The organism is Spirosoma horti, assembly GCF_054776595.1.
In genome coordinates this window covers 39,346-65,187 of the sequence record NZ_BAAHBQ010000002.1, presented here as the reverse complement: position 1 = coordinate 65,187, position 25,842 = coordinate 39,346, and the positions used below count along the sequence as shown (strand labels likewise).

General features: G+C 50.7%; 21 protein-coding genes. 18 read left to right on the top strand and 3 right to left on the bottom strand.

The features are described 5' to 3' along the window. Window positions 1-50 precede the first annotated feature (50 nt). The 11 genes from ACYVAM_RS04385 to ACYVAM_RS04335 all read left to right on the top strand — a co-directional run bounded on the left by ACYVAM_RS04385 (window position 51) and on the right by ACYVAM_RS04335 (window position 7,494). Window positions 51-617 carry an anthranilate synthase component II gene (locus tag ACYVAM_RS04385; protein WP_461064330.1) on the top strand — a complete coding sequence of 189 codons (567 nt, stop codon included), beginning with the start codon at window positions 51-53 and terminating at the stop codon, window positions 615-617. Between the two features lie 81 nt (window positions 618-698). Then, complete coding sequence (trpD, locus tag ACYVAM_RS04380; RefSeq protein ID WP_461064328.1) at window positions 699-1,685, top strand: anthranilate phosphoribosyltransferase; 987 nt, start codon at window positions 699-701, stop codon at window positions 1,683-1,685. Continuing rightward, window positions 1,682-2,491, top strand: a complete 810-nt coding sequence (gene trpC / locus ACYVAM_RS04375; RefSeq protein ID WP_461064326.1) for an indole-3-glycerol phosphate synthase TrpC — start codon at window positions 1,682-1,684, stop codon at window positions 2,489-2,491. Before trpD ends, trpC begins: the two co-directional genes overlap by 4 nt. Before the next feature lie 11 nt (window positions 2,492-2,502). Continuing rightward, entirely contained in the window at window positions 2,503-3,144 is a 642-nt protein-coding gene (locus tag ACYVAM_RS04370) for a phosphoribosylanthranilate isomerase (RefSeq protein WP_461064324.1), read from the top strand. A 52-nt stretch (window positions 3,145-3,196) separates the two neighbouring features. Continuing rightward, window positions 3,197-3,328 (top strand): hypothetical protein, encoded by a 132-nt coding sequence (locus ACYVAM_RS04365; RefSeq protein ID WP_461064323.1) that lies wholly within the window; start codon window positions 3,197-3,199, stop codon window positions 3,326-3,328. Between the two features lie 223 nt (window positions 3,329-3,551). Further along, window positions 3,552-3,740 carry a hypothetical protein gene (locus ACYVAM_RS04360; protein ID WP_461064321.1) on the top strand — a complete coding sequence of 63 codons (189 nt, stop codon included), beginning with the start codon at window positions 3,552-3,554 and terminating at the stop codon, window positions 3,738-3,740. A 79-nt stretch (window positions 3,741-3,819) separates the two neighbouring features. Then, window positions 3,820-5,019 carry a tryptophan synthase subunit beta gene (gene trpB, locus ACYVAM_RS04355; RefSeq protein WP_461064319.1) on the top strand — a complete coding sequence of 400 codons (1,200 nt, stop codon included), beginning with the start codon at window positions 3,820-3,822 and terminating at the stop codon, window positions 5,017-5,019. A 118-nt stretch (window positions 5,020-5,137) separates the two neighbouring features. Next, window positions 5,138-5,977: a tryptophan synthase subunit alpha gene (gene trpA / locus ACYVAM_RS04350; RefSeq protein WP_461064317.1), complete on the top strand. Its 840-nt coding sequence runs from the start codon at window positions 5,138-5,140 to the stop codon at window positions 5,975-5,977. A gap of 16 nt (window positions 5,978-5,993) precedes the next feature. After that, window positions 5,994-6,602, top strand: a complete 609-nt coding sequence (gene hisIE, locus ACYVAM_RS04345) for a bifunctional phosphoribosyl-AMP cyclohydrolase/phosphoribosyl-ATP diphosphatase HisIE (RefSeq protein WP_461064315.1) — start codon at window positions 5,994-5,996, stop codon at window positions 6,600-6,602. 96 nt (window positions 6,603-6,698) lie between these two features. Beyond that, complete coding sequence (locus ACYVAM_RS04340; RefSeq protein ID WP_461064313.1) at window positions 6,699-7,034, top strand: phage holin family protein; 336 nt, start codon at window positions 6,699-6,701, stop codon at window positions 7,032-7,034. An 85-nt stretch (window positions 7,035-7,119) separates the two neighbouring features. Further along, the gene (locus ACYVAM_RS04335; protein ID WP_461064311.1) at window positions 7,120-7,494 is read left to right on the top strand and encodes a RidA family protein; all 375 of its coding nucleotides are present in this window, start codon (window positions 7,120-7,122) and stop codon (window positions 7,492-7,494) included. 15 nt (window positions 7,495-7,509) lie between these two features. Here the strand turns inward: ACYVAM_RS04335 and ACYVAM_RS04330 are convergent, their stop codons facing one another. Continuing rightward, on the bottom strand, window positions 7,510-13,971 hold the full coding sequence (locus ACYVAM_RS04330) for an alpha-2-macroglobulin family protein (protein ID WP_461064309.1): 6,462 nt from the start codon (window positions 13,969-13,971) through the stop codon (window positions 7,510-7,512). Between the two features lie 350 nt (window positions 13,972-14,321). Here ACYVAM_RS04330 and ACYVAM_RS04325 point away from each other — a divergent pair, with 350 nt between their 5' ends. Both ACYVAM_RS04325 and ACYVAM_RS04320 read left to right on the top strand, forming a co-directional pair. Beyond that, on the top strand, window positions 14,322-16,031 hold the full coding sequence (locus ACYVAM_RS04325; protein ID WP_461064307.1) for a PQQ-dependent sugar dehydrogenase: 1,710 nt from the start codon (window positions 14,322-14,324) through the stop codon (window positions 16,029-16,031). Window positions 16,032-16,477: 446 nt separating this feature from the next. Beyond that, window positions 16,478-17,068 carry a peptidylprolyl isomerase gene (locus ACYVAM_RS04320; protein ID WP_461064305.1) on the top strand — a complete coding sequence of 197 codons (591 nt, stop codon included), beginning with the start codon at window positions 16,478-16,480 and terminating at the stop codon, window positions 17,066-17,068. A gap of 67 nt (window positions 17,069-17,135) precedes the next feature. On the opposite strand, the gene ACYVAM_RS04315 is transcribed toward ACYVAM_RS04320, so the two are convergent. Both ACYVAM_RS04315 and ACYVAM_RS04310 read right to left on the bottom strand, forming a co-directional pair. Further along, entirely contained in the window at window positions 17,136-20,213 is a 3,078-nt protein-coding gene (locus ACYVAM_RS04315) for a PVC-type heme-binding CxxCH protein (RefSeq protein WP_461064303.1), read from the bottom strand. Window positions 20,214-20,293: 80 nt separating this feature from the next. Then, window positions 20,294-21,151 (bottom strand): sugar phosphate isomerase/epimerase family protein, encoded by an 858-nt coding sequence (locus ACYVAM_RS04310; protein WP_461064301.1) that lies wholly within the window; start codon window positions 21,149-21,151, stop codon window positions 20,294-20,296. Between the two features lie 222 nt (window positions 21,152-21,373). On the opposite strand from ACYVAM_RS04310, the gene ACYVAM_RS04305 reads away from it, so the two are divergent. The 5 genes from ACYVAM_RS04305 to ACYVAM_RS04285 are packed head-to-tail and all read left to right on the top strand — an operon-like array spanning window position 21,374 to window position 25,780. Then, the gene (locus ACYVAM_RS04305; RefSeq protein ID WP_461064299.1) at window positions 21,374-21,943 is read left to right on the top strand and encodes an RNA polymerase sigma factor; all 570 of its coding nucleotides are present in this window, start codon (window positions 21,374-21,376) and stop codon (window positions 21,941-21,943) included. A 14-nt stretch (window positions 21,944-21,957) separates the two neighbouring features. Next, complete coding sequence (locus ACYVAM_RS04300) at window positions 21,958-23,544, top strand: hypothetical protein (RefSeq protein ID WP_461064297.1); 1,587 nt, start codon at window positions 21,958-21,960, stop codon at window positions 23,542-23,544. Between the two features lie 12 nt (window positions 23,545-23,556). Next, entirely contained in the window at window positions 23,557-24,030 is a 474-nt protein-coding gene (locus tag ACYVAM_RS04295; RefSeq protein WP_461064295.1) for a hypothetical protein, read from the top strand. 56 nt (window positions 24,031-24,086) lie between these two features. Then, complete coding sequence (locus tag ACYVAM_RS04290; protein WP_461064293.1) at window positions 24,087-25,340, top strand: serpin family protein; 1,254 nt, start codon at window positions 24,087-24,089, stop codon at window positions 25,338-25,340. Continuing rightward, entirely contained in the window at window positions 25,337-25,780 is a 444-nt protein-coding gene (locus ACYVAM_RS04285; RefSeq protein WP_461064291.1) for an META domain-containing protein, read from the top strand. The genes ACYVAM_RS04290 and ACYVAM_RS04285 overlap by 4 nt, the downstream gene beginning before the upstream one ends. Window positions 25,781-25,842: the final 62 nt, after the last annotated feature.

Genomic DNA, 25,842 nt, shown 5'->3' with positions numbered 1-25,842 from the left:
ATCGTCAGTCTTCCGTAAACTGAATACCATAAATCGAAACCCACAAAAAGATGAAACTGCTAGTCTTAGATAACTACGATTCATTCACCTACAACCTCGTATATATTCTGCGGGAGTTGGGGCATCGGCCCGATGTCGTCAGAAATGACAAAATCGCTCTCGATGCGGTTGGCCAATACGACAAAATCATGCTTTCGCCGGGGCCAGGTATCCCTTCCGAAGCGGGTATCATGCAGGATTTAGTACGTGAGTATGGTCCCACGAAAAGCATATTAGGCATTTGCCTGGGCCATCAGGGCATTGGCGAAGTATACGGCGCAACCCTCGAAAACCTGGGTGATGTGCTACACGGAGTGGCGCACAAAGCCGCCATTCTGGATCGTTCGGAAGCCATTTTTGCCGACATTCCCGACGAACTGACCGTTGGCCGGTATCACTCCTGGACGGTCGTTGCCGATTCGATGCCCGCCGATTTACGCACAACGGCCGTGGATGAACATGGCCGTGTTATGGCGCTGGCTCATACGCGCTTTGATGTAAAAGGCCTGCAATTTCACCCAGAATCCGTTTTAACGGAGAATGGTGTGAAGATGTTAGAAAACTGGTTGAAAATTTAATGTCTGAGCCAAGCTCCAGCTTGGCCACTGAATGGGAAATTTTACACGGGCCAAGCTGGAGCTTGGCCCAGACAGAATCTGATGAAAGCCATTCTAAACCACTTATTTGAGTACAAACACCTCACCAAAGACCAGTCGCGGGAAGTCTTGCTGGGTATTGGCCGGGGCGAGTATAACCCGGCGCAAATTGCCTCATTCCTGACGGTTTATATGATGCGGAGTTTGCGTTTGGAAGAACTCGAAGGCTTCCGGGATGCGATGCTTGAACTTTGTTTACCGGTTGATCTGGATGCCTACGACCCAATGGACCTCTGCGGTACGGGGGGCGATGGAAAAGATACCTTTAATATTTCGACGCTGTCGTCTTTCGTGGTGGCTGGCGCCGGTCAGTGCGTTGCCAAACATGGGAACCATGGTGTCTCGTCGCTGGTCGGATCATCGACGGTTATGGAACGGCTTGGGTATCAATTTACCAACGATGTTGGCGAGTTACAGCGAAAAATGGATACCGCAGGCATCTGTTTTCTCCACGCGCCCCTGTTTCATCCGGCCATGAAAAACGTAGCTCCCATTCGGCGCGATTTGGGAGTGAAAACTTTTTTCAATGTTCTCGGCCCAATGATCAACCCGGCAAAGCCTGCTAAACAGCTTGTTGGCGTGTTTAATCTTGAATTGGCGCGATTATATGCGTACCTTTATCAGCAAACCGATAAGCGGTTTATGATTCTGCATGCCCTGGATGGGTACGATGAAATTTCACTGACGGGCGCGTTCAAGGTTATCAGCAATACGAGCGAGCAAGTCCTTGAACCAGAGCACTTAGGGATGGATATACTAACCCCTGAATCACTGGCTGGCGGACACACGCTGGATGAGTCGGCGCAGATATTTTTGAACGTGTTGAATGACGAATCCACGACGGCCCAAAAGCAGGCAGTTTTAGCCAACTCAGCAATGGCGCTACTGGCTGCCGGTAAGGCCGAAACTCGCGAAGAAGCCGTTGCCATGGCGCGCGAGTCCTTGGAAAGCAAACGGGCGTTAGCGTGTTTTAAGAAGTTGATAGCATGACGATTCTCGACGAAATAATTGCCCAAAAGCGCATTGAAGTTGAACAGCGTAAAGCCGAAACACCCGTGTCGGTGCTGGAACAACTCCCCGATTTTAAACGCATATGTCTGTCATCGCGGGATGCGGTGCAGGATTTACATTCAACAGGCATCATTGCCGAATTCAAGCGAAAGTCTCCATCCAAAGGGATCATCAACGACCAGGCCGACATTGTCGCGACGACCCAGGGTTATGTAAAGTCGGGTGCCGCCGTGCTGTCCATCCTGACCGATGAGCCGTTTTTCGGTGGAACCCCCGCCGATCTACAGGCCGCCCGGCTGGCAAATCCCGGAACGCCTATTCTGCGCAAAGACTTTGTCATTGACCGGTATCAGTTGATCGAAGCCAAAGCCTGGGGCGCCGATCTGGTTTTACTCATTGCCACCTGTCTGACGCCTGAGGAAATCGCTGAACTCAGTCTTCAGGCCCACGATTTGAGCCTGCAGGTATTGCTCGAAGTACACGACGAAGCGGAACTAGACCGTTCGTTATCGTACAATATCGACCTGGTTGGTGTCAATAACCGTGACCTTAAAACCTTCACGACCTCTATCGATACGTCGCTGCGGCTGGTAGAAAAGATTCCGGACAGCTTTGCCAAGATTACCGAAAGTGGCCTGCACAATGCTGATACGATGTTGACGCTCTTCCGGGCGGGTTTCGACGGCTTTCTCATTGGCGAAGCGTTTATGAAAACGGACGATCCGGCGAAAGCGCTGGCCAACTTAGTTACTCAATACTCCATCAATAATACGCTATCAATTTAACTTGTACAGCCATGAAAATCAAAGTGTGCGGTCTGCGTGATGCCAACAACCTGCAAGAGATTGCCGCCCTTGGTCCTGACTTCGTTGGGTTCATCTTCTACGATCAGTCACCCCGCTTTGTTGGCGACGAGTTAGATGCTGAAGTGGTAAAAGGGTTGCCTCGCTCCATTCGAAAAGTGGGCGTGTTTGTCAACGCCAGCCCGGATTTGATTCTTCGCTCTGTCAAGAAATATGATTTTCAATACGTGCAGTTACACGGCAGCGAAACGCCGGAATATTGCCGGAGCCTGCGCAATCGGGGTATCAATATCATTAAGGCGTTTCGGGTCGATGAGTCGTTTAATTTTTCGATGCTGAACAATTTCAAAGCCCAGTGCGACTTTTTCCTGTTCGACGCCAAAGGTGAACAACCCGGTGGTAACGGCCATACCTTCGACTGGAGCATTTTGAGCCGGTATGATAACGAGAAACCATTTTTCATCAGTGGCGGCATTGGCCTTGACAACCTCGATCAGTTGGCCGCGTTGAAAGGCATGAAGTTGTATGGCGTAGACGTAAACAGCCAGGTCGAACTGTCGCCCGGCCTGAAAGATGTCGCCAAAGTAAAAGAACTCATCACCCGGCTCCGGCCTGTTGAGGAGGAAGTAGAATAAGTCGGTAACGGCCAGAAGTAAAATCTTGTTACATGCTTAAACGACAAGGCTGATGGAAACGACGAAAGAACAAGAATTAGAACATATCCCTACCATTAAGGAACAAGGGTCAAATGTATATAAGCCTGAAGATAGTAAACGCTGGGGCGTTGAGCGTTTTTTAGATGCTGTTTCACCAAAATAGCCTTTTCAATTTGGTATTGATTTTACAGAAGAAGAGAATCGCCGGATGGATGAAATTTTAGAAGAAGAAAGGAATCGTAAACGATATTCGACACTAACCTTCTAATTAACGCCATACGCAAAGATTCAAGCATTTCAAACCGCTTAGTCATCCCGATCATTGCGGTTGGAGAACTAGAGGATTTTCTTTAAAATCGGACTGGGGAGTGCAGAAGGTTTACAGGATGAAACATTTGTTTGGTGACTATCCTATTGCCGACATTACGCTACCTATCACGCAGTTGTATGCTCAAATTGACGCCTTTAGTCAGGGCAAGTTACAAACGGCACTACTGAACTCGTCTGCCCGAAACTGGGCAAAAATGATATTTGGCGGTTCGCCGTCGCGATTGCAGCTACCGCTCTATATTTAGATATGGAGTTACACACAACTGACAACGATTTCGATCACCTGCCGACCATCGGCTTACGCTTAGTAAAGCATTGAGTATCATGCAAACCACTCTTGACCCACAAACCTCGTTCGAGGTATCTAATAAAGGCTTTTACGGCCACTTTGGTGGAGCATTCATTCCTGAAATGCTCTACCCTAACGTCGAAGAATTACGACAGAATTACCTGAACATTATTGCCGATCCTGCTTTCCAGGCCGAGTTTTGGCAGTTGCTCGAAGAGTATGTCGGCCGACCCACGCCGTTATTTCTGGCTAAACGCCTGTCGGCTCATATCGGTGCTACGATTTACCTGAAGCGCGAAGACCTTTGCCATACGGGCGCCCACAAGATCAACAACACCATCGGGCAGATTCTGGTCGCGCAACGGCTGGGTAAGAAACGGATTGTGGCCGAAACGGGCGCCGGTCAGCATGGCGTGGCGACGGCGACGGTTTGCGCCCTGATGGGACTGGAATGCATTGTCTACATGGGCAGCATCGACATGGAGCGGCAAAAGCCTAACGTCGACCGAATGCGGATGCTGGGGGCCAAAGTTGTTCCGGCTACGTCGGGTAGCCAGACGCTAAAGGACGCCACCAACGAAGCTATGCGCCACTGGATCAACAACCCTGTAGATACACACTACATCATCGGTTCGGTAGTGGGGCCTCACCCCTACCCGGATATGGTGGCGCGGTTCCAGTCGGTTATTTCCGAAGAAGTGAAGAAGCAATTGTTCGCCAAAACAGGCAGCGAAAATCCTGATTATATGGTCGCCTGCGTGGGCGGAGGCAGCAATGCCGCTGGTGCATTCTATCATTACCTGAACGAACCTTCTGTACGGCTGGTAGCGGCCGAAGCCGCTGGTCAGGGTATCAGCACGGGGCATTCGGCCGCCACCACGGCGCTGGGTAAACCCGGTGTGCTGCACGGTAGCCGCACGATTCTGATGCAGACGGAAGATGGCCAGGTAACGGAGCCCTATTCCATCTCGGCGGGTCTGGATTATCCGGGCATTGGTCCGCTCCACGCTCACTTGTTCGAATCGGGCCGTGGCGACTTCTATGCCATTACCGACGACGAAGCCCTGCAGGCTGGTTTCCAGCTCAGCAAGCTCGAAGGCATCATTCCGGCACTGGAAACAGCCCATGCGCTGGCCGCACTGGAGAAAATGAACCTCAACGCCGACGATGTCGTAGTGGTTTGCCTCTCCGGCCGTGGCGATAAAGACTTAAGCACGTATTCGAAGTTTTTGTAGTGCCGCTCCGGCGTCCCGGTCGGCTGCTACTTGTATAATTGTCCAGGAAATCATCCATTAGCAGCCGACCGGGATGGCCGCCGGAGCGGTACTACTTGGCTTGCTGCGAATCTATTAAATGACACAATCCTTAACCCAGCAAGAGCCAACCGAGATGGTTGAGGCTACTGCAAACCGCATCACCAGCCTGTTCGCGCATAAAAGCGAGCGGTTGCTGAACGTTTATTTTACTGCCGGATATCCGAGCCTGAACGATACTACAACCATTCTGCGGGGGCTACAAGCGGCCGGGGTTGACATCGTTGAAATTGGTATGCCCTACTCCGACCCCGTTGCCGATGGCGAAACCATTCAGCAAAGCAACGGTGTCGCGCTGGACAATGGCATGTCGATCAAAACGCTTTTCGCCCAACTGGCCGATTGCCGGAACGCTACGCACGGCGAACCCATTACGGTGCCCATTCTGCTGATGGGCTACATCAATCCCGTCCTGCAGTTTGGCGTGGAGAACTTCTGCCAGAAATGTCAGGAAGTGGGTGTTGATGGTGTGATTCTGCCTGACCTTCCGCTGGATTTGTTCCTGGAAGAATACGCGCCGACCTTCCGTAAATACGGCATTCTGAATGTTCATCTCATTACGCCCCAGACCACCGAAGAACGCATTCGATTTATCGATACCGAGTCCGATGGCTTTATTTATATGGTCTCGTCAGCCAGTATCACCGGCTCGGTAACGGGCGTCAATGACACCATGAAAGCCTATTTCGAGCGTATTCAGGCCATGAACCTGCGTAATCCGCGGCTGATTGGCTTCGGTATCAACAATCACGAGACCTTCGATACGGCCAGTCAATTTGCCAACGGGGCTATTGTCGGTAGTGCGTTTATCCGGCATTTGTCCGAAAAAGGCACATCGCCTGAGAGCATTCGCGCCTTTGTAGAAACGATTCGGTCGTAACGACTACCTTTGCGGCATGAATTCCGAGATTAACTTTGATAAGTCCCCCGACGGCCTCATTCCGGCGGTAATTCAGGATGCCGAAACCGGTAAAGTCCTGATGCTGGGGTATATGAACCGCCAGGCTTACGACAAAACCGTTGCCGAAAACGTGGTCACGTTTTTTAGCCGAAGCAAACAACGGCTCTGGACCAAGGGCGAAACGTCCAATAATTTCCTGCACGTTCGGGAAATTCTGATCGACTGCGACGGCGACACGCTCCTGATCAAATCGGCACCCGCCGGTCCAACCTGCCATACGGGTGCTGATACCTGCTTTGATGAAGTCAATACGGGCAAGGGGCAGTTTCTGAACTACCTGCAAGGTATCATTCACGACCGGCGCGTAAATCCATCTGACAAATCATATACCACAAGCCTATTTGAGCGGGGTGTGAACAAAATTGCGCAGAAAGTTGGCGAAGAAGCCGTTGAGCTGGTGATCGAAGCCAAAGATGATAACGACGATCTGTTCAAAGGAGAAGCCGCTGATCTATTGTTCCATTTTTTGGTCCTGCTGGAACAGAAAAATATGAATTTAGACGATATTGTCGCCGTGTTGCAGACACGCCACGTCAAACAATAGAATCGGGTTTCATGTTCAAGATTCCGTGTTCTCTGTTAAACGCAGGCTGTTCTGCCACAGGTAGCATTCATCATTGACCATTTAAACCTATCATTTATGGGACTTATTATCCGTATTCTTATCAGTGCAGTGGCCGTTTGGGTAGCCGCGTATTTCATTCCGGGCGTGTCTGTCTCGGGCGGAGCCGGTACCTATATCATCGTGGCCATTGTGTTAGGCTTTTTAAACGCCTTTATCAAGCCCATTCTTACGGTTCTGACCATTCCGATTACCATTATTACGCTCGGCCTGTTCCTGCTGGTTCTTAACGTATTAATGGTTTATCTGACAGCTTATCTGATTCCTAACTTTCACGTCAGTGGCTTTATTGCCGCCTTGCTTTTCAGTATCGTCGTTTCCGTGGTAACGGCTCTGATCGATGCCATTGTCTAAGACAGACATATTTATCCAGAATCAACAAACGCTGTATCTCAGGATATAGCGTTTGTCGTTTTACGCATATCATAACTAAACGCCCATGACATTCATCGATACCCCGAATGCGCCCGTACCGGGTGGCCATTATTCGCAAGCCGTTGTTCATAATGGACAAATTTATCTGTCGGGTATTTTGCCCATTACACCAACCGGCGAAAAACTAAGCACTGCCACCATTGCCGAACAAACAGAACAGATTCTGGCCAATCTCGACGCTATTCTACAGGCGGCCGGTAGTCAACGCGACAAGGTCCTGAAAGTAACCGTTTTCATTTCCGATATTTCGGCCTGGAGTACGGTCAATCAAGTCTATGCCCGATTCTTTGGCGACCACCAGCCTGCCCGCTCTGTCGTGCCCTGCTCACCACTACACTATGGCTTTGGCATTGAGCTGGAAGCCATTGCGGTTGTGTAGCACAAACGGTCTGTCTTACTTCACCTTTACCCGCTCACCGGCAGAATGTGCGGAGAATTCAGGGGCATAAAAACATTGAACCGTAGCCACACCCGCCGAGAAATCGCCCGTTTGGGCAACCCGCAGATCGTACTCGAATACGTGGGTGCCAACAGGTAGGGAGCTCAGAAAGAAATCCGTGCTGGCATCGCGGGGCGATTCATAATAACCCAGACCATTCTGGTATTTATAACCCGACAGAGCCGCAATGGGCTCAAATCCGGATGCCCGCCCGTCTTTCAGGTGAACATACTCCATAACGCGGTCGGTTTTGAGCACGAGCCGTACTTTGATCAGATCGCCTGGTTTGATGGCAGTTTCTGAGGATACAGGCGTAATGACCGGTCCGCCGGGCGAATCGTGCTGCACGTAGAGTGTTTTCTGGACAGACAAGCCCGCGCTACCCGGCATAACCCGGTCGAGTGGTTCGAAATGTTGCCAGTACAAGGCGCCCCAGGCCGGGCCGTCGCCTGTCTTTGAGATCTGTATCGTACCCATCTCCGGCTTGATTTCACTAGCCGCATACGTCACTTTCTGATAACCCGTGATAGCGTCCGACTTCGTTACGCGATTGTCAATGGGCTGCCCGCCCAGACTTACCCGTGTATTTACGCCTGTATTAAGCCAGTCACTCCCCCGCAGCAGGAGCGCGTAAACGGCTTCGGTGGTAGCCTTGGTCGACGACCACGATTGCGTTTGTTTTTGCCGGAGCAGCCAGCGCTTCATGGCATCGACGGATGCCCGATCCTGCTTGATTTCGTCGAAAGCTTCGATCAAATAAGCCTGCGTTTCAATGGGTGTCTGGTACCAATACAGCCCGCTCTGGTTTTCGGGCCAGTACATGCCCAACTCGTCGGACTCCCGCGCCCGCTCGCGTAGCGAACGCACAATACCATCTGCCGTTTTGGTATCCCCGAATCGATTGAGCGCCAGGGCACTCAACGCCTGCCCTTGCAAACTTTGATTTAACCAATCGTCGGCCACCCGTTGTTTTAAATAAGCCAGTACGGCTTTTTCGATGGGTATGTTCAGGTAAAAGCTACGGGTATACAGATATTGTGTGGCCGAGAAATACCAGGAGTACGCCATTTTGCCTTTCTTCTGCTCATCAATCTTCTTTTGTTCGATGAACCATTGCTTCATTTCTGCATCGACGTACTTAATAGCGCGAGTCTGCATATCGCTCAAACTGGCCTGCATTTCGACTGGAAACATAACGCCTAGTTTCTGCAAATGACCGAAGCCACTCAAAATGTGCAGGGTCATCGCCAGGTTTGGCTCCATACCGCCAAACCAACGGAAACCACCGCTCTCGGTTTGCAGTTGCATCAATTTTTCGAACGCCTGCACCTCTTCGCGTTCCATGTGATTGGCGTCCAGCAGTTGGCCCAATTTCGCCTGTCGGGCTGTTTCTGAGCGAGCATCGGCCAGCCAGGGCGAGTTCTCCAGCGCAACGGCTTTCAATTCCTCGTTCGACTGGAGCGGGCCTGTTGATGGCGTTTTTTGCCACTCAGCAATCACTTGTTTGAAAGCCGGTTTACTGTTGACGATGTGAGCGGCCAGACTATTGGCATACATTCGGCTGAATAACTGTTCGGCGCATTCGTAGCGGTATTCCATCAGATACGGCAGCGACTGTAGCGCATACCAGCCTGGGTTGCTCGTTACTTCTACCGTGAGCCGCTCGTGCTGCACCGGTAATTCGGGCGAGAGGTTAGCGAGTTCCTTCAATACGAAGGTTTTTGTTTCTGTAGCGCGCGGCCCCGACCCGTTTACCCAGAACGGTTTGGTATCGGTAACTAGCATCCGGTTGGGCAGTACGGGAATCGTAACTTCTTCGCCATCGGTAAACAGCCCTGATTGCGCCGTCAGGCGACACGTGACAGCTTCCAAACCTACCGGAACAATCAGCGTCCAGCCAACGACCTGTCCGGCTCCAGGAGCTATACTGACCGTCGATTGCAAGCTTGCTTTCGTCAGCTTTTGATTGATTGGCTCACCGGTCAGGGCATCCAGTAGGGAAAGGCTCGCCAGTACAGGGAGGGTTTTTTCGCTTAGGTTATTCACTCGGGCGGTTAGCCGGATGGTGTCGCCTTCCCGCAGGAAACGGGGGGCGTTGGCCGTGATCATCAGTTCCTTCTGCGTCATGATCTCCCGTTCCAGCGTACCTGTTTTCAGGTCTTTCGTGTGCGCGAAGGCCAGCAGCCGCCAACGGGTGAGCGCTTCGGGCATGGTAAATTTCAGAACTACCCGACCCTCTTTATCCGTTTGCGCCTGTGGGATGAAAAAAGCCGTTTCGTTAAAATTACGGCGGGGGTTGATTGCTGGCGATGTGGGCGATTTCATCGCTACGGGTGCTGTCCCATCTGCAGCGACGGATTCGCTTAATTCCGTTGCACCAGCCTGCATAGGCGCGGCCATTTTAGCATTAGCAACGGCACCTGTTACGTTACGGCGCTTTTCTGTTCCGTACCCAACGACAACCACTTCGCTGAGCGCCAAGGCATCAGGTATTAATTGGAATGAGGCCGATTTTTGCTTGAGAACGCCTTCACTCGTTATATAACCAACCGTCGAAAAAACTAGCGTAATCTGTTTTTCGGGTGAAGGATCGGTTAATGAAAACTGTCCTTTTTCGTTTGACAATGCGCCCGTCGTTGTCCCCTTTATAAATACGCTGACGTCCGGTACGGCTGATCCATTTTTGAGTTTCATGGTACCGCTGATGATCTTACCCATCCGACGGACGGTTATCCGTATAGCATCGCCCGATACGCCAAATGGCCCAACGGGAATATGTGTAAATGGACGACTACCATTCGCGGAGAACCGGTAGCCTAGCCAACCTAATTTATCGTACCGGCGCCCGAGTGCGGGCGGCTCAGGTCGGTAGCGATAGAAAAGTGCATTACTTCCCAGAACATTAAAACTGCTGGTTTGCCAGCCATAGAAATTAGGTTGATACGACTGGTAAAACGATGTGGGCCAATCGAGCCGGTCAAACGCGTCGAGCGAGGCATCGTAAAGTGTAGCGACCAGCTCTGCGGGTTTCTTGTCCAATCCCCGAATGGCCAATGTCCATTCTTCGCGTTCGCCGGGTTTAAGCTTGTTCCGAAAGGTTTTCGTTTCGATGGTCAGCTGCTTGTTGGTGAAGGGTACCGTAATGGTTTGGGATTTCTGATACAGCCGTCCGTTCTGGATCATGGCAAAATGGACGGCGAAGCCACCCCGTTGTTTCTCCGTAACGGGCAAGGCCACTCGCCGGGGCCGCCCCTCGGTCTTTAGCCACTCCTGGCGCACAATTTTCTGATTTTCTTCAACGGTCATCAATACCCAGCCCGGCTGACTGGTTCCTACCCAAAAAATGGCCTCTTCGCCTGGTTCAGCGGTAGCCTTACGCACCTGCACCCAGCTGTCAGGGCGGGCCGAGGCTACTGGCTGGTTGTCATCGACAACGGCAAAAAAAGCGCGCTCTGTTATGGTTTCGCCTGAAGAATCGACAACCGCTAGCTCAGCCACATAGTCGCCCGGAGCATATCGGCTTATAGTCGGCTTGATCAATGAGTCAGCGGGCGCGTTGATCGACTGCTGCTGAACAAGCTCTCCTTTGGGCCAGCTTCTCGGATTCATTTCATTCGCATACAGATCGTTCGGAAAAAGTTTTTCAAATTCTGCCCGGCTCAACAATTGCCTGTCAGGGCGATTCCATAGCCGATTCCGTAAGGGCCGACTGGGTGGTTGTAAGCGATAAACGGTCAACTGCCCTTTGGCCGAGACTTTTTGGCCCGATTGATTGGTAATCTTCACCGGAAAAGAAACCGGCTTATCTTTCTCGATCTGCTCGGGAATTGCCAGACTAACCTGCAAGGCCGAGTAACCTATAGCGAGCGTTTGGGTAGCACTGCGCGTTTCGCCTGCCTTATCCGTTACATCGATGGTTATATCGAACTCAAAAACGGGATTGTCCTGCCTCGATTTCTCCAGATCGGGCGTTGCGGTAAAAGCGATCTTGAGATTCCCCTGCGCATCCGTCTGTGTCGTTCCGTTTGCAATCTCGCTCTGGCTTGTGTTACGCGAGCCCCGGCTCCAGGAATAATACCCCCAATCCCACCGCTGCCGGATTTTACGCGTTACTCGGTAGCGAACGGCCGCCCCATCGACAACCGCCCCTGAAAACGTCCTGGCCAGCGCCGTCACCGTCACGGTACTACCCAGCTTGAACGACTGTTTTATCGGGTCGGCCTTTACCTCAAAGGTGGGCCGCTTGTACTCTTCTACCCGAATGCTGGTACCGCCATGGCTGGTTTGAAGGCTCATCGTGCCCGTAAGCCGACCCGTGGGGGCCGTAAATGTAGCCGAGAACGTACCAAATTCATTAGTCCTGAGCGTTTGTTGGGCGATACGCTCCCCGTTGTTATCGAGCAGTTCAATGGCAACCTCCTCGTCGGCAGTAACGTCATATTGATTCGTTTTCCCACTATACAACAAGCCTTTTACATAGATCAATTGGCCGGGCCGGTAAATCGCCCGGTCCGTGAATAGTTTGGTGTAAGTCTGGGGGCGTTCACTTTCTCCACGGTTGTTGTATCGATAATAATACTGCATGTCTGAAAGCAGTGTATCTGTGCCAGCCGTGATCAGGTATTGAAAATTAGCCTGCACGGGCATAACACTAACCGGAATTTTCAGGCGGCCATCTGCATCGGTTTGGCTGGCGTTTGAATTGTTGAGCGCGATGAGCGACGGGGTATTCACCAACGTCACAGACGCGTTCTTCACTGGCTCACCGGAAAGCCGGTTGGTTACATAAATCAACTGACTCGATTCCGCACCGTTGCCAGATAAGGCGACATAACCGAGGCCCGATACCGTAAATGCTGTATGCTGGACCAGCTCTGACTCTAGCTGAAATCGCTCCTCATTCGTTGCCAGCAATAGGTAATGGCCAATAGGCAAACCCGAAACCGGCATTTCTACAGCATGCCGATTCAGATCGCCATCATTGGGCAACGTAACGGATTTCTCAAGCGCGAAGGGGCGTTTCAAAAGTGCGCTAAAAAACTTCTTTTGACTTTCTTCGTTTGCCCTGTTCCAATAGGCCTGCAATTCAGGAACGCTGATCTTTATGACCCGGTAAAGTACCTTGCCAATATTCTGGTAGTTTACCAATACCCGAAACGGTTGGCCGGGCGCATTTACGTGCTCTACTTCCAGTGAATAAGAGGGTTTGATTAATCGATCCAGCAACTGACTGGCCTGTCTGGCGGCCATTGTTGCGGGAAAACGGCGAATCAAATCCTGGCAAATATCAGCGGCCTTCTTATTATTCCAGCGAAATGGATTCGGGCGATCAGGCTCAAGCGCATCGTCCTCGTCGAGCGGGCGAACGGCACTACCATAATTCGCTAAAAATGCAGCCAGTTGATAGCCATAAGCCGCTTCGGCAGCTTGATTTTTAAACCGGATAGCCTGTTTTTCAAGAACTTGCCGATAGAGTGAATCTTTGTTTGGGACGACACTATGCCGATGCACAAACTGTAGCCGAAGCACATCGACATCGGCCAACGCATCGGGTGTCGTATCCAGTAAGTGAAAAGCCAGCAATTGCTGATACAGCTTCAGCGCCTGATAACGGCCCGACAACGAATCCCGACTTTGAACGGTTATTCGGGCAAACACCTCTGGGTCAGCCAGATAACTGGCCTGGTCAAGATCGAATTTAAACACCGGTTTCAGCAGGTCAGGCTCCGTATTCTGGAAGAAATCAATGGCCCTGTGTGCCAGCAGATCATACAGCGTTGGGCGAAGTGGCCGGGCATCGGTGTCCCCCTTTTCGAGTAGGACATCATAGGCGGCAACGGGTGTTTTTTGCAACAGTTCGCTGGCTTTCAGCGACTCCAGATAAGCGGTTGTTATCGCTTCGACAAGATGGGGAGCATCCCAGGTTCTGAAATCGGCGGTTGTATCTGCCGGTTTCTCTGGATTAGTAGCCGTTGGGACAGGTTTTGATTTACCACCTCCATTCGGGCCTTTTGTGATCTGGTTTACGGTCGTCCTGTTGTAAAACTTAAAGCGATTTTGCTGAAAATAGCGCCAGTAGATATCTGCCATCACTGACTGTAGAACGGATTTGGCGGGTTCGGGTGTCTCAATGATATCGAGTTGAAGGGATTTGACAAGCTCGACATAGGCGTCCTCATCCGAATAGCTACGAAAGATCATCCGGGCCATAGCCGCTTTGGCTACCTGCGGGTAATTATGGGTTGCTTTGGCTTCTTTATAAATTCGATTGGCGATTTCCAGTGATGATTTTGGCAACCCTTTGGATGCCATCGAGTCGGCCCGTCTCCAATCGGACGAATACGTTGGCTGAGGGCGATTTTGTGCCGACGCAGCCATAGCCATCAGCATAAAGAAAAGAGACAAATAAGCGTTCATATAGTATAGCGCAGGTGAGTTGTTGGGATAGATGAATGTATATCTATTTTTCCACAACAGTGGCTTCTATGATTCTGATTTGGGGGCAAGGGTTTAACTGTCGCTAAATTTAACCCGTATCCTTTCTGCCCATACAGATGTTTTCTCGGCTGCGTCATGACGGTACAGGTGTTTTACCGACTGCCCTAAGACCATCTAATAAATGGCCTTATAGGCCACATAGTCTTGTTGTCAACTAAAATAATTTACGCTACGAAATTAGATAAGGCCAGTCTTCAGGCTTTGTTCAGATAATGCGTTTGTCAACCACAACTAGTCGACAAGTGTGTTAGCCCGTTTCTCTCAACCGTTTGGCAATTCATATCATTACCCTTATGCACTCGTTTCACCACCCTTTTCTTGCAGCGCCCGGTCGGCTTTTTGTTCTTTTAGCACTTATTGTTCTGCGATACGGGTCTTCATTTGCCCAGGATATGCGTAGTGGAGAAAAGCTATTTGACGCCAACTGTGCCGGTTGCCATAATTTTAAGCAGGACGGCATCGGCCCGCAGTTGGGTGGGCTAAAGGGAGTGCTGGACCATAATTATCTGGTCAATTTTATTAAAAGCCCGAAAGCCCAGATCGATGCACAGGTGGCAAGGGCGCTCGATAAAGCCAAAAAATTCGGCACGATTATGCCTGATTTCAAGCAGTTAACACCCACTGAACTTGATGATCTGGTTGCCTATATTCTTGAAAAACCCGCCCCCATCGTTCGTGTCTCTACTGGAAAAATAGCCGTGGAAAACCCGATTGTTCCGTCTATTGCCCCATCCTATATTGCCCTGAATCTACAAAAGGTCGTTCAGTTTCCGTTTACGAACAAAAGGCAGCCCCTCACACGGATCAACAAGATGGGCTTCCACCCAATCACGAAAGAGACGATGGTGGCTGATTTACAGGGGAAAATTTACATTTTACCGGCAAACAACCAGCCCGATGTGTATTTTGATGCCACTGAGCATTTTAAGAAGTTCATCAATACGCCCGGCCTGGCAACGGGCTTAGGTAGTTTCGCCTTCCACCCGGACTATGCTAAAAACGGGCTCGTTTATACGACCCATTCGGAACCCAAAGATGCCGCAAAAGCTGATTTCGTCTATGCTGACAGCATTCCTGTCCGATTGCAATGGGTAGTCAATGAATGGACCGTCGCTGATCCCCGTTCGCGCGTGCTGACCGGGAGGCCCCGCGAGTTACTGCGGATAAACGTGGTCGACCAGATTCATGGTATGCAGGAAATTGCGTTCAATCCCTACGCAAGGCCCAACGATCAGGATTATGGGTTACTCTATATTGGCGTGGGCGATGGCGGGGCCGTTGAGAAAGGGTATCCATTTATCGCCAGGGACAAAAACCATGTCTGGGGTAAAGTTCTCCGCATAGACCCGGCAGGCCGAACGAGTAAAAACGGACAGTATGGCATTCCCGAATCGAATCCATTTGTCGGTAAAAATGGACTGGATGAAGTCTATGCCGCAGGCTTTCGTAACCCCAACCGGATTTCGTGGACCAAAGACGGAAAAATACTGGTTGCCAATATTGGTCAGCGCCAAATCGAATCCCTGTATCTGCTTAAACCGGGTAAAAACTACGGCTGGCCTGACCGGGAAGGTACTTTCCTGATCGACTCGACCGCCAACGTAAACAACATCTATCCACTGCCTAAAAATGACTCCCGATACGGCTATTCGTATCCGGTGGCGCAATTCGACCACGACGAGGGCAACGCCATCATCGGCGGATTCGAGTATACCGGGAAGCAACTGCCGCAGTTGGCCGGGAAATACATTTTTGGTGAAATCGTCCGGGGGCGGGTCTTCTCCATTAATCTTAAGGAGGTCAGAGAAGGGGCCCAGGCGACCATTTATGAGTTTCCACTCCGACTGGATGGCCAGCCAACAACCCTGAAAGAACTCAGCAACGCCAATAAAGTCGATCTACGAATCGGGCAGGACGCGACTGGTGAACTCTACCTGATGACCAAATCAGACGGTATGATGTATAAGGTGGTGAAGTAATCATAGTGCTGATGATTCCAGCGAAATAGCCAGCCGATTAAACACAAAATTGACAAGGGAGGTCAAACAAGAAGGTACAGACTCCATTAAATGCGTAAATATGAACTTTTGTAAACAATGACGGATCCTATCTAGATTCTTTTTTAGACACATGAACCCAGGTTTGCTTCAAAAAGGCTCTGTATAATATGGACAATGGCCGCTGGGCGCGCATAGCGGCTTAATGTTTGTAGTAAAAGTGGGCTGCAGGTCCACGTGCCGTAGGTACGTAACAAGAAATAAAGGTCGCGTACCTACGGCACTGAATAACTTGACAATCTAATAGTTTAGCCCATTATTCACGTTGTATAAGGCCCAAAACCAGATAGTCGAACGGCGGATAAATCAATGGGGTGATTTATATTGCACCTGAGTCCTTCACCGTCTAAACTGTTCCGTTATAGCCTATGCATACACTGCTACTTCTGCTCATCTCCCTACTCCCCTTATCGACACCGCCGATTACCAAACCAGTCAAAACGTATCCTGTCGGGCAAATAAAAACCCTTAAGGGTGAGATACTTTTCTGGCTCTACGACGAGACGCCCAACCATAAAGCCAGCTTTATGAAACTGGCGAAAGCAAATTACTGGGATACACTAACGTTTAATCGAGTCATCAACAACTTCGTGGCGCAGGGTGGCTGCCCCGATACGCCAGCCGGTTTTGCGGATTCGCCTTATCTGCTGAAACCGGAATTTGTACCGGCCATCAGGCATGTGTATGGAGCCGTTGGCGCCGGGCGTGACAATAACCCGCAAATGCTCTCGGCGGGTTGCCAGTTCTACATTGTTCAGAATAAGAACGGGCTTGCCCGCCTGGATGATAAGTATACGGTGTTTGGTCAGGTGTTTAAGGGGATGGACGTGATCGATGCCATCGTTGCCGTTAAAACCGACACTACCGATACACCTCTGTCGCCCATTAAGCTGGACGTCAACGTGATCAATCTTACGGCGGCTGAGTTGAAAAAGGCCGGGTATACGGTGAAAGAGTAAGTAAGTTTTTAGAACGGCAGGTTGGTTGATTTGTGCTGATCAACCAACCTGCCGTTCTATAAGGTGATTACTGCTTCAACAGAAAGGCCGCCAGATCAGCCAGTTGCTGACTGCTCAAGCCCATAGCAACAGGATCGGGCATGAGGCTGCTCTTGTACTGGCGACGGGAAGAAATATCGCTGGTTGGAATGGTGTGCTTCTGGCCTTTTATTCCTTTTACAACGACAGACTGCTCGCCATCACTGACCAGAAAACCGTAGAATGTCTGACCTTTCTTGGTCGTAATCAGCCAGGGTTCATACCCGAAGGCAATGCCCGCACTCGGATGGACAATGGCATCCAGCAAACTGTTTTTATCGAATTTCTGGTGAATAGTCGTCAGTTCCGGGCCGACATCATTCCCCTGCTGCCCATGACGGTGGCAAGTGGCGCAGTTGGCTTTGAACACCGATCTACCCGATTTTTCATCACCCGACAGCATGGCAATCTGCGCAATAAGCGGGTCTGAACTGGTTGTGGCACTGGCGGTGATTTCAGCCGGTTTAACAGGAACTGATTCGGTAGTAGCCAGTTTAACCGATTTTGCACTAGTAGAGGCTGTTTCTGTAACAGCCGGCACTTCCTGTTTCGGGGAGAAGTACTCTTTCGCCATCGTCCGCACACTCTGATCCGGGTTTTTAAGAATCGTTGGGGTGATGGCTTTAATTAACTTATCTGACAGTTTTTTGTCGGCCACCAGACCAACCAGAATCTGGCCACCTTCAGGATCACGGGCCATTTCCAACGCAATCTTCCGCTTCTCAGCATCGGTTTTATATTCGTCCAGTAGGATCTGCCGATTAGCCAGCATTTTCTGTTGGCTTGCCGACACTTTTGTGGGCATTATCTCTTCCCAGTTCAGCAACTTGGCCCAATCATTACCCCGCCGGAAACCCATCCAGTAGGTTGCCTGATCGGCTACATCTTTGTCAGACGATTTCGACAAATCGACCATGGCCAATGCTGCGGGTTTACTTTTAATAAAGCCAAGCGTTACAATAGCTTGTTTACGGGCTTCGGCTGTGAGCGACGGACTATCGGCGCGCTTTTTCAGCATATCCACGGCCGACGGCGGATGCAGTTCCCAGACAATGTCAGCGGTCTTCTGATCCCATTTTGTCGGGTCTTCGGGCATGGTCTGACGAAGCTCGAAGAAAAGGGCTTCTTCTTTGCCATCGGCTGCCTTTCCGAGTGCATCCAAATACCAGCGATCCTGCCCATCGTATCCCTTCACTAGATTCACGAGCATGTATTTGCACTCATCGAAGGGAACATCACGCAGGGCAATTGCCACTTCACGACGGACAGCCGCATTTCGGTCTACGGACAGGTTTCCCATTAATGGCAACAGAGCCCGTTGGGAAGCGGTCAGGGCCGGAATGGACTTGGAATTTTCGGGCGTAATGCTCCGTAAGGCGCGCAAAGCCGTTATCCGAACGGGTGCATCGACAGCCTTTAGTAACCGTTCGACTTCAAATTGCCCCTCGGCACCCAGTTGAGCCAGCAGGAAAATAGCCCGCGAGCGGTGGTATGGATTGGGCGAAGACAGTAAGGCCATAACGGGCTCCACCGCTTTTTCACCTTGTGCAGCAAGGGCTTCAAAACCCAGCATCCGAACGTTTACCGCCGGGTTCAGAAGGGCCGCAATCTGTCCCTGTGTGGTACGCAGGTCTATTTTTGGGGCTTTCAGCTTTTTACCTTTGGGTGTAATACGATAAATGCGACCATAGCCTTTGTGGTCCTGCATCTGATGCCCACCAACGACGGGGTCATACCAGTCAGCAATATAAATGGCCCCATCGGTTCCAACGGCCACATCGCTGGGGCGAAACCACTTGCGGGGGTCATTCGTAACAGCGTCCCACTTGTAGGTAGCATCTACCTCGGGAAAGGTGCTGATAAAATCAGTCCGGGGCAGTCGGAAACCGGCTCCTGCGGGTTCTGGCTTGTAGCTAAAAATCACATTCCGGCCTGCTTCGGCGCTCAGCAACATGCCCCGATATTGTGGCCCAAGTTCATCGCCTTCATAAACGACCATTCCCGTAGGCGACCCTGCGCCCGAAATATCACCAGCGGGCATCACACCCGGATCTTCCTGGTGCCAGTGCGCAACGGGTATGGGTTGGCCCGGCCGTTGATCGCCCTGCCAGTAGCGGGTGCCATCGCTGCTAAAATACCCGGCATTGGCTCCTTCCATCAAGAAGCTGGTACGACAGGCTACAACCTGATCGTCATTGTCATTTTGCCACATATTGCCATACGAATCCAGCGCGGTTTCGTAGTTGTTCCGAAAGTTATGCGCCATCACCTTCAGGTTAGAGCCATCAGGGTCGATCCGCAGGGCCATGCCACCTGTCCAGACGCGTCCGTCATCGCTCACCTGATTGCCGTGGTTAAGTTTGTTATAAGGCGTTCCGCCAACATATAAACTCCCCGACCGAAGTGTCCAGCCATCTTTATCGGTCACCATATGCGGACCGGCGTTTCCGGTGTTGAAGTAGTATTTCCCGTCGGGACCCGCTACCAAGGCATGAAGCGCATGGTCGTGGTCCAGGCCACCAAAACCGGTCAACATGATCTCTTTTTTATCGGGCTTATCGTCGCCATTTTCGTCTGTATAAACAACGAGATTGGGAGCGCAGGAGACAATAACTTTGTTGCCAATGACGGCAATACCCAGGGGCGACACTAATTCCGGATCGGTTACGAATACCTTGCTGTCGTCCGCTTTCCCATCGCCATTGGTATCTTCCAGGATAACAATGCGCTCGCCTTCGGGATGATCCAGCCGACTCTCTGCCTTATTGTTAAATTTCCGATAATTAACGGCCTCCGTAATCCACACCCGCCCCCTGGCGTCGATGTCCATATTGGTCGGATTATAAAACATAGGAGCCTCCGCCCAAAGCGTTGCCTCCAAATCGTTGGGCAGGTAAAGCGTGTTGGAATCGCCCATCATCACAACGCTTTGTTGCTGAGACGGTTCATGTCCAGACGAGGGCACAGCGAAATGATTGGTTGGCCCGAACGCGGTACCCGCCAGATATAAGAATCCAAGCGTTGTCAAAACGACCGGAATGGGGTTCACTGAAAAAGTTGACTTCATATTTTTCTGGTTTAAGGTAACAGTGTCGTTATCATCTTTCTTTTGTCAGGATGATAACGACACCGTTACGCTATAAACAATTAACTAAACAAACTCCGCACGGTCTTATTATTCTCTACATAACTTTCCAGCATCGACTTTCCTTTAGGAACGGCCCCTTCCATATGGAGCCAGCCCGTATAACCAATGTCGTCCAATGCTTTCCGCACCTCGGCCAAATTGACCTTTCCCTGCCCTAACAAATAACCGTTTTCTTTCAGATGGACTTCGCAGATCCGCTCATTGCCCAACAGCCGAATCTCCTTAAAAATATCGTATCCCATATCCGACGAGTTACAGACATCGTAATAAATCTTTACCGCGGGCGAGCTTACGGCATCCTGAATGGCCATTAGTTCAGGTGCTGATAACCAGGATTCAATGCCCAAAACAACACCAGCTTTTTCTGCTTTTGGGGCAACGGCCTTCAATCGGTCGATAACGACTTTCGTACCCTGCGGATCGTTTCTCAGGTCGTTATTGGAGAAGAAAGCCAGCAACACATTTTTTACGCCAAGGGCTTTGGCTACATCAACGCTATCCTGCACCCAGGCCTCCGTTCGGGGATCTGATTTATAGGGGATCGTGTTGAGCAGGCCAATGGCTAACCCACCAATCTGAACACCTGCCTGGCGGGCCGCATCCATATACGCCCGTTGCCTGTCCGGCTTTCGCAGGTGTTCGTGATCCGAAGCCGTGTTCAGGCTTATCTGTACACCGTCGAGCCCAATCTGTTTCGCTACGGCAAACGCCAGTATGTCACCCGCCGGGCCAATAGACCAATCGCAGGCCCCAATTTGGAATCGGGCTTTCGTTAATTTTGTTTCAGAAAAAACCGGGTACGACAACGCGGTCAAGCCAGCTCCAACTGAGTAACGTATGGCATCTCGACGAGTCATAGGGATGATTGATTAGGTTCTCAAAGATACGTATCTGCAAAATATCCAACATTAACTATCTTAAAACTACTATCGCCCTTTTTCATGTCAATCAGAACCTTATCTACGTTAACCATGCGCTACTGTAGCACCAAGGTCGCAGGCCATAAGAATTATGAAAAAAATTTAAAAGCCTTACAACGGTTTGATTACAAATGAGGTCATTGATGAGTCAACGTTGCTATGCAGGATGAATACGGATTAGTTGAAGGGTGCCGACGGCAGGACCGAATTGTGCAGCGACAGCTCTATGAGCGGTTTGCCGGGAAGCTCTTTGTCGTTTGCAAGCGATATGTGCATGACCCCGAAGAAGCGGAAGACATTTTGCAGGATGCCTTTGTGAAGATTTACCGGCACATCGACTCCTTTCGGTTCGAGTGCCCGCTGGAAGCCTGGTTAAAACGAATCGTTATCAATACAGCTCTAAAAGCCATACGCAAACAGAAGCCGTGGGAAAATACCGCCGATGTGCAGGAACTGGCGCCCATATTACCACAAGCCGACGAGAGTTTGCCCGCACTAAATTATCAGTATCTGCTGCAACTTATTCAGGAATTGCCCCCCGGCTGCCGGGCTGTCTTTAACCTGTACGCAATTGAAGGCTATAACCACCCCGAAATTGCGGAGATGCTCGATATAGCTGAAGGAACTTCCAAATCACAGTATTCAAGGGCAAGAGGCCTTTTACAACAAAAAATACAAGCTGACAAACGGTTTGCCGATGGGCACCCCGCCCAAGGCCGCCCACTTTGAACGACAATACTAAAATGGATGAATTAGATAAAAACTTGCCCGATGACTTTTGGCGAAAGACATTTGAGGACGCGTCAGAAATGCCACCACCGCGCGTCTGGGCTACTATTGAGCAACGTCTGGATGAATCCAGCGGATCGAAGATTTTACCGCTCTGGGGAACGGGACTAACTTCGTCGCGGGCGATGATCTGGGGGTCGGGGATTGCGGCTGCGGTGGCTTTGCTCCTGGTTGGCTGGTGGGCCCTTAACACCCAATCGACTACACAACCGGTATCCCATGTTCACCCTGTTAATCAGGCCAACAACGTAGCTGATTCACGTAGCCAGTCATCCGTACCAACCGCTACCTTACCAGCCAACAACGCACGCGATGCCCAAACTGACGTGGTTGCCTCCACTACGGCTGAACCCGTAGCGAAATCAGCACTCCCGATTGACGATTCAAGAACTCGATCGACCGCCGTAGCCTCATACGAAGCACCGTCTTTGGTTGCCCGGAATTATTCAAAATCATCCCGTAGTATTCACTCCGGGAATAGTCCAGCCGTCCTGGCAACGGCACTGCGGCCAACGGAGCGCTTAGATGCCGGATTTTCATCCCATTCGATGGCTACCGCATCTGATACACCAACTGGCCGCTCATTTACGGCTGCTTCGGTGTTAAATGAAACGGCCGTTGTCGCTTTTAATAAATTGACTGGAAAACCGCTGCGTATGCGCAGGCCGGGCGCGATTCAACGAATAGTCTGGATTCGGCCGATGGAGTTTGCTACAGAGCCGGAGATCAATAAATCGAAGCGTCAGCCGCGGGAGTTGTGGGCGTCGGTGAGTATGATGCCAGGATCGTTTAATCCAATGGTATCCGTACGACCCGTGCAATCCTCCTTCTCAAACACGGCGTTGGCATCGGCGAATGTGTCTACTCAGTCGTCGGTGAGTAGCCGGGCAAATTATTCCATGGCTTATCAGGCCGGGGCTGGCGTACAGTTGAACGAGCGCTGGTCGGTTGAGTCAGGCATAGGTTATTTGTCGGGCCATGCCACCGTTGAGACATCAGGACAACCGTTAGCCACCGGACAGATGGATTTGCTGGCAAACCGTGTTGGAACGGGCAGCAACGCTTACGTTGATGCGCTCCGCAATAGCTCACAGAACGTTAAGCTTGCCAACAGCGCTCCACAGGCCAGTTACAACAACACATCGTTTGCGCCCCCTTCATACGTACCCTCATCAAACCAGAACCTGCAGACGGTGAACAATGACTATCAGTATGTTCAGGTTCCTGTTCAGATAGGTTATCAGTTACGACCTCGCAAGAAGTTGAGCATGGCTGTCATAGGAGGGCTATTAACCAACATTTTCGTTAAGAACACAGTGGGCGATGCGCTGGTTGTTACCAATAAAGACGGCATTTATCGACCTGTAGCGCTGGCGGCTACGATGGGGGCCCGGTTACGGTACCGGCCATCGCGCCAATGGTCGGCGTCGGTGGCGGGTATGTATCAACCGGCGCTGGAACCGAGTACAAAATCAGATGCTCAGGTACAGGGCCATCCTACTTCAGCGGGTATGAGCTTTGGGGTTGATTATCATTTTTAATCCTTTACAACTATGAAGCTGACGGGTATTGCCTTATTGTTTTTGATGATCCTGGGGCGGTGTAATCCAACGACCGTCTCATCGGAAGAACGGACCTCGACCGATCCGCTAACCATACGCACGGGCTCCTCTTTTGGTATGTGCGTTGGGTATTGCGTAAAAGACTATGTTTTCAACGGCACCAACATTGATCTGACCATGATCAGCCGTAACAAAACGCAAACGTCGCCTAAAACCTGCCAGAAAACGATTGACCAGGCAAGCTGGGATTCGCTCAAAACGCTGGCCGATCTGGACGCGTTCAGGAAGCAACCCGAACGACTGGGTTGCCCCGATTGCGCCGATGGCGGTGCCGAATACATTGAGTTACAACTCGGTGATCAAAAACACCGGGTAACGTTCGAATACGGCCAAACGATTCCAGGGTTCGAATCGCTGGTCGATGCACTACGTAGTCAACGGAAAGCCTTTGACGAATGCCCGTAAGGGTTAGCGAATACCGGGAATCGTTTAAAACAGCGAAAGCTTATCCAACTATCCCTATGAAACCGTCTCTTTTTTCCCTAACGACTGCTGTTACTGCTGGCATGATGCTAACAGCCATCAGCTGTCATACTTCATCCGTTACACCAGCTACAAATACACCCAGCGAACTGCGGGTATCGGCTCCCTTCGCCGATCAAACGACTCAATTTGCCTTTGATCTGGCAAAGCAGGTAAACGCCGAAGAAGGCCAGGCTAAAAATGTCTTCATATCGCCCCTTAGCCTTCATATGGCGTTGGGCATGATTATGAACGGGGCTAATGGCCAAACGGCACAGGAGATTCAGAAAACGCTGCACCTGGATGCCCAAACGCTAGCCGAAGCCAACGCGACTTATACTAACTTGATAGCGAACCTGCCTAAAGCAGACCCGAAGGTTACGCTTACGCTGGCAAATTCGGTGTGGTACCGAAATACATTTTCCGTGGAGAACTCCTTCCAGGACTTGCTGAAACAGACGTTTAATGCCGAGGTATCGGCGCAGGATTTTACGAACCCGGCTACGGTGAATACCATTAACAACTGGGCAAGTCAGAAAACGAATGGTAAAATTCCGAAGGTAATTGACCAGATACAGCCCGATAATGTCATGTTTTTGCTGAATGCTCTGTATTTTAAAGGGGACTGGCAAACTCGGTTCGACGCGGCCAAAACGATCGACTCGCCTTTTAAGCTGGTCACTGATGCGACAACAAACGTCCGAATGATGCGCCTTAACAGCAAATTGAACCGAGCCTTTCGGGCTACCTACACGGCCTTCGAGTTACCCTATGGTGCTGCCCGTACGGATGGGCCCGGTTATGTAATGACGGTTTTGCTTCCTGCTGAAAGCACAACGGCCGATGATGTTATCAGCAACATGACCAGCTCGGACTGGGCTCAGTTACAAAAAGATATGACGCTGGGTATGTTTGATATCGGATTGCCCAAGTTTACGCTCAATTACGAAATCAATCTGAATAAGGCTCTTATGACAATGGGTATGCCAACGGCCTTTACGGATCGCGCCGATTTTACGAAGATCAACAGCAAGGGTGGCCTGACGTTAAGTTTCGTGAAGCAAAACACCTTTGTGGCTGTCGATGAGCAGGGTACCGAAGCCGCTGCGGTTACAACGGGGGGCGTTTCAACGACGTCGGTGCAACTGCCAACGCTTTGTAACCGGCCTTTTGTGTTCGTTATACACGAAAAAAGCACAGAAACCGTGTTATTTGTCGGTAAAATAGCTGATCCGACTAAAACCAGTTCATGAAAAACAGACCGATTGCTTTCCTGTTACTCCTGCTGTTGACCAGCCAGTGTAGCCAGAAGGAAGCCACAGTAGCCCCGAAAATAGCGACGTTGATTGGTACCTGGAGACTTGTTCAACCCGACTCCTCATATGCCGTGACATTAACGTTTGCTTACGATTCCGCTAACCCACCGCATGACATTACGCCCTTTCTGGCCAGTGGAAAAGCATCGGTGAATACTTATACGCTACGCTTATTTGCTACACTGGATGGTGTGCTGGTAGCAGAAAATCTGGCCAGCACCTATGTGGCAGGGACACCAGACGCCATGGCGTTTGAACAGACGTACTTTACAAACCTGAAAGCCGCTGTTCGGTACGAAGTAACAACGAATGATCAATTACGCCTTTACCATGGCGGTGCGCAACCTCACCTAATGGTGTATGAACGAATGAAATGAACTTGTGTGATTCTTGAAGCGCTTTTCCCCGCTTCTACGGCTTCATATCAACGATAATAATT

Excerpts from the sequence above, each read along its gene's own strand:
- ACYVAM_RS04385 (WP_461064330.1), top strand. The coding sequence starts at position 51 with ATGAAACTGCTAGTCTTAGATAACTACGATTCATTCACCTACAACCTC.
- trpD (WP_461064328.1), top strand. The coding sequence starts at position 699 with ATGAAAGCCATTCTAAACCACTTATTTGAGTACAAACACCTCACCAAA.
- trpC (WP_461064326.1), top strand. The coding sequence starts at position 1,682 with ATGACGATTCTCGACGAAATAATTGCCCAAAAGCGCATTGAAGTTGAA.
- ACYVAM_RS04370 (WP_461064324.1), top strand. The coding sequence starts at position 2,503 with ATGAAAATCAAAGTGTGCGGTCTGCGTGATGCCAACAACCTGCAAGAG.
- ACYVAM_RS04365 (WP_461064323.1), top strand. The coding sequence starts at position 3,197 with ATGGAAACGACGAAAGAACAAGAATTAGAACATATCCCTACCATTAAG.
- ACYVAM_RS04360 (WP_461064321.1), top strand. The coding sequence starts at position 3,552 with ATGAAACATTTGTTTGGTGACTATCCTATTGCCGACATTACGCTACCT.
- trpB (WP_461064319.1), top strand. The coding sequence starts at position 3,820 with ATGCAAACCACTCTTGACCCACAAACCTCGTTCGAGGTATCTAATAAA.
- trpA (WP_461064317.1), top strand. The coding sequence starts at position 5,138 with ATGACACAATCCTTAACCCAGCAAGAGCCAACCGAGATGGTTGAGGCT.
- hisIE (WP_461064315.1), top strand. The coding sequence starts at position 5,994 with ATGAATTCCGAGATTAACTTTGATAAGTCCCCCGACGGCCTCATTCCG.
- ACYVAM_RS04340 (WP_461064313.1), top strand. The coding sequence starts at position 6,699 with ATGGGACTTATTATCCGTATTCTTATCAGTGCAGTGGCCGTTTGGGTA.
- ACYVAM_RS04335 (WP_461064311.1), top strand. The coding sequence starts at position 7,120 with ATGACATTCATCGATACCCCGAATGCGCCCGTACCGGGTGGCCATTAT.
- ACYVAM_RS04330 (WP_461064309.1), bottom strand. The coding sequence starts at position 13,971 with ATGAACGCTTATTTGTCTCTTTTCTTTATGCTGATGGCTATGGCTGCG.
- ACYVAM_RS04320 (WP_461064305.1), top strand. The coding sequence starts at position 16,478 with ATGCATACACTGCTACTTCTGCTCATCTCCCTACTCCCCTTATCGACA.
- ACYVAM_RS04315 (WP_461064303.1), bottom strand. The coding sequence starts at position 20,213 with ATGAAGTCAACTTTTTCAGTGAACCCCATTCCGGTCGTTTTGACAACG.
- ACYVAM_RS04310 (WP_461064301.1), bottom strand. The coding sequence starts at position 21,151 with ATGACTCGTCGAGATGCCATACGTTACTCAGTTGGAGCTGGCTTGACC.
- ACYVAM_RS04305 (WP_461064299.1), top strand. The coding sequence starts at position 21,374 with ATGCAGGATGAATACGGATTAGTTGAAGGGTGCCGACGGCAGGACCGA.
- ACYVAM_RS04300 (WP_461064297.1), top strand. The coding sequence starts at position 21,958 with ATGGATGAATTAGATAAAAACTTGCCCGATGACTTTTGGCGAAAGACA.
- ACYVAM_RS04295 (WP_461064295.1), top strand. The coding sequence starts at position 23,557 with ATGAAGCTGACGGGTATTGCCTTATTGTTTTTGATGATCCTGGGGCGG.
- ACYVAM_RS04290 (WP_461064293.1), top strand. The coding sequence starts at position 24,087 with ATGAAACCGTCTCTTTTTTCCCTAACGACTGCTGTTACTGCTGGCATG.
- ACYVAM_RS04285 (WP_461064291.1), top strand. The coding sequence starts at position 25,337 with ATGAAAAACAGACCGATTGCTTTCCTGTTACTCCTGCTGTTGACCAGC.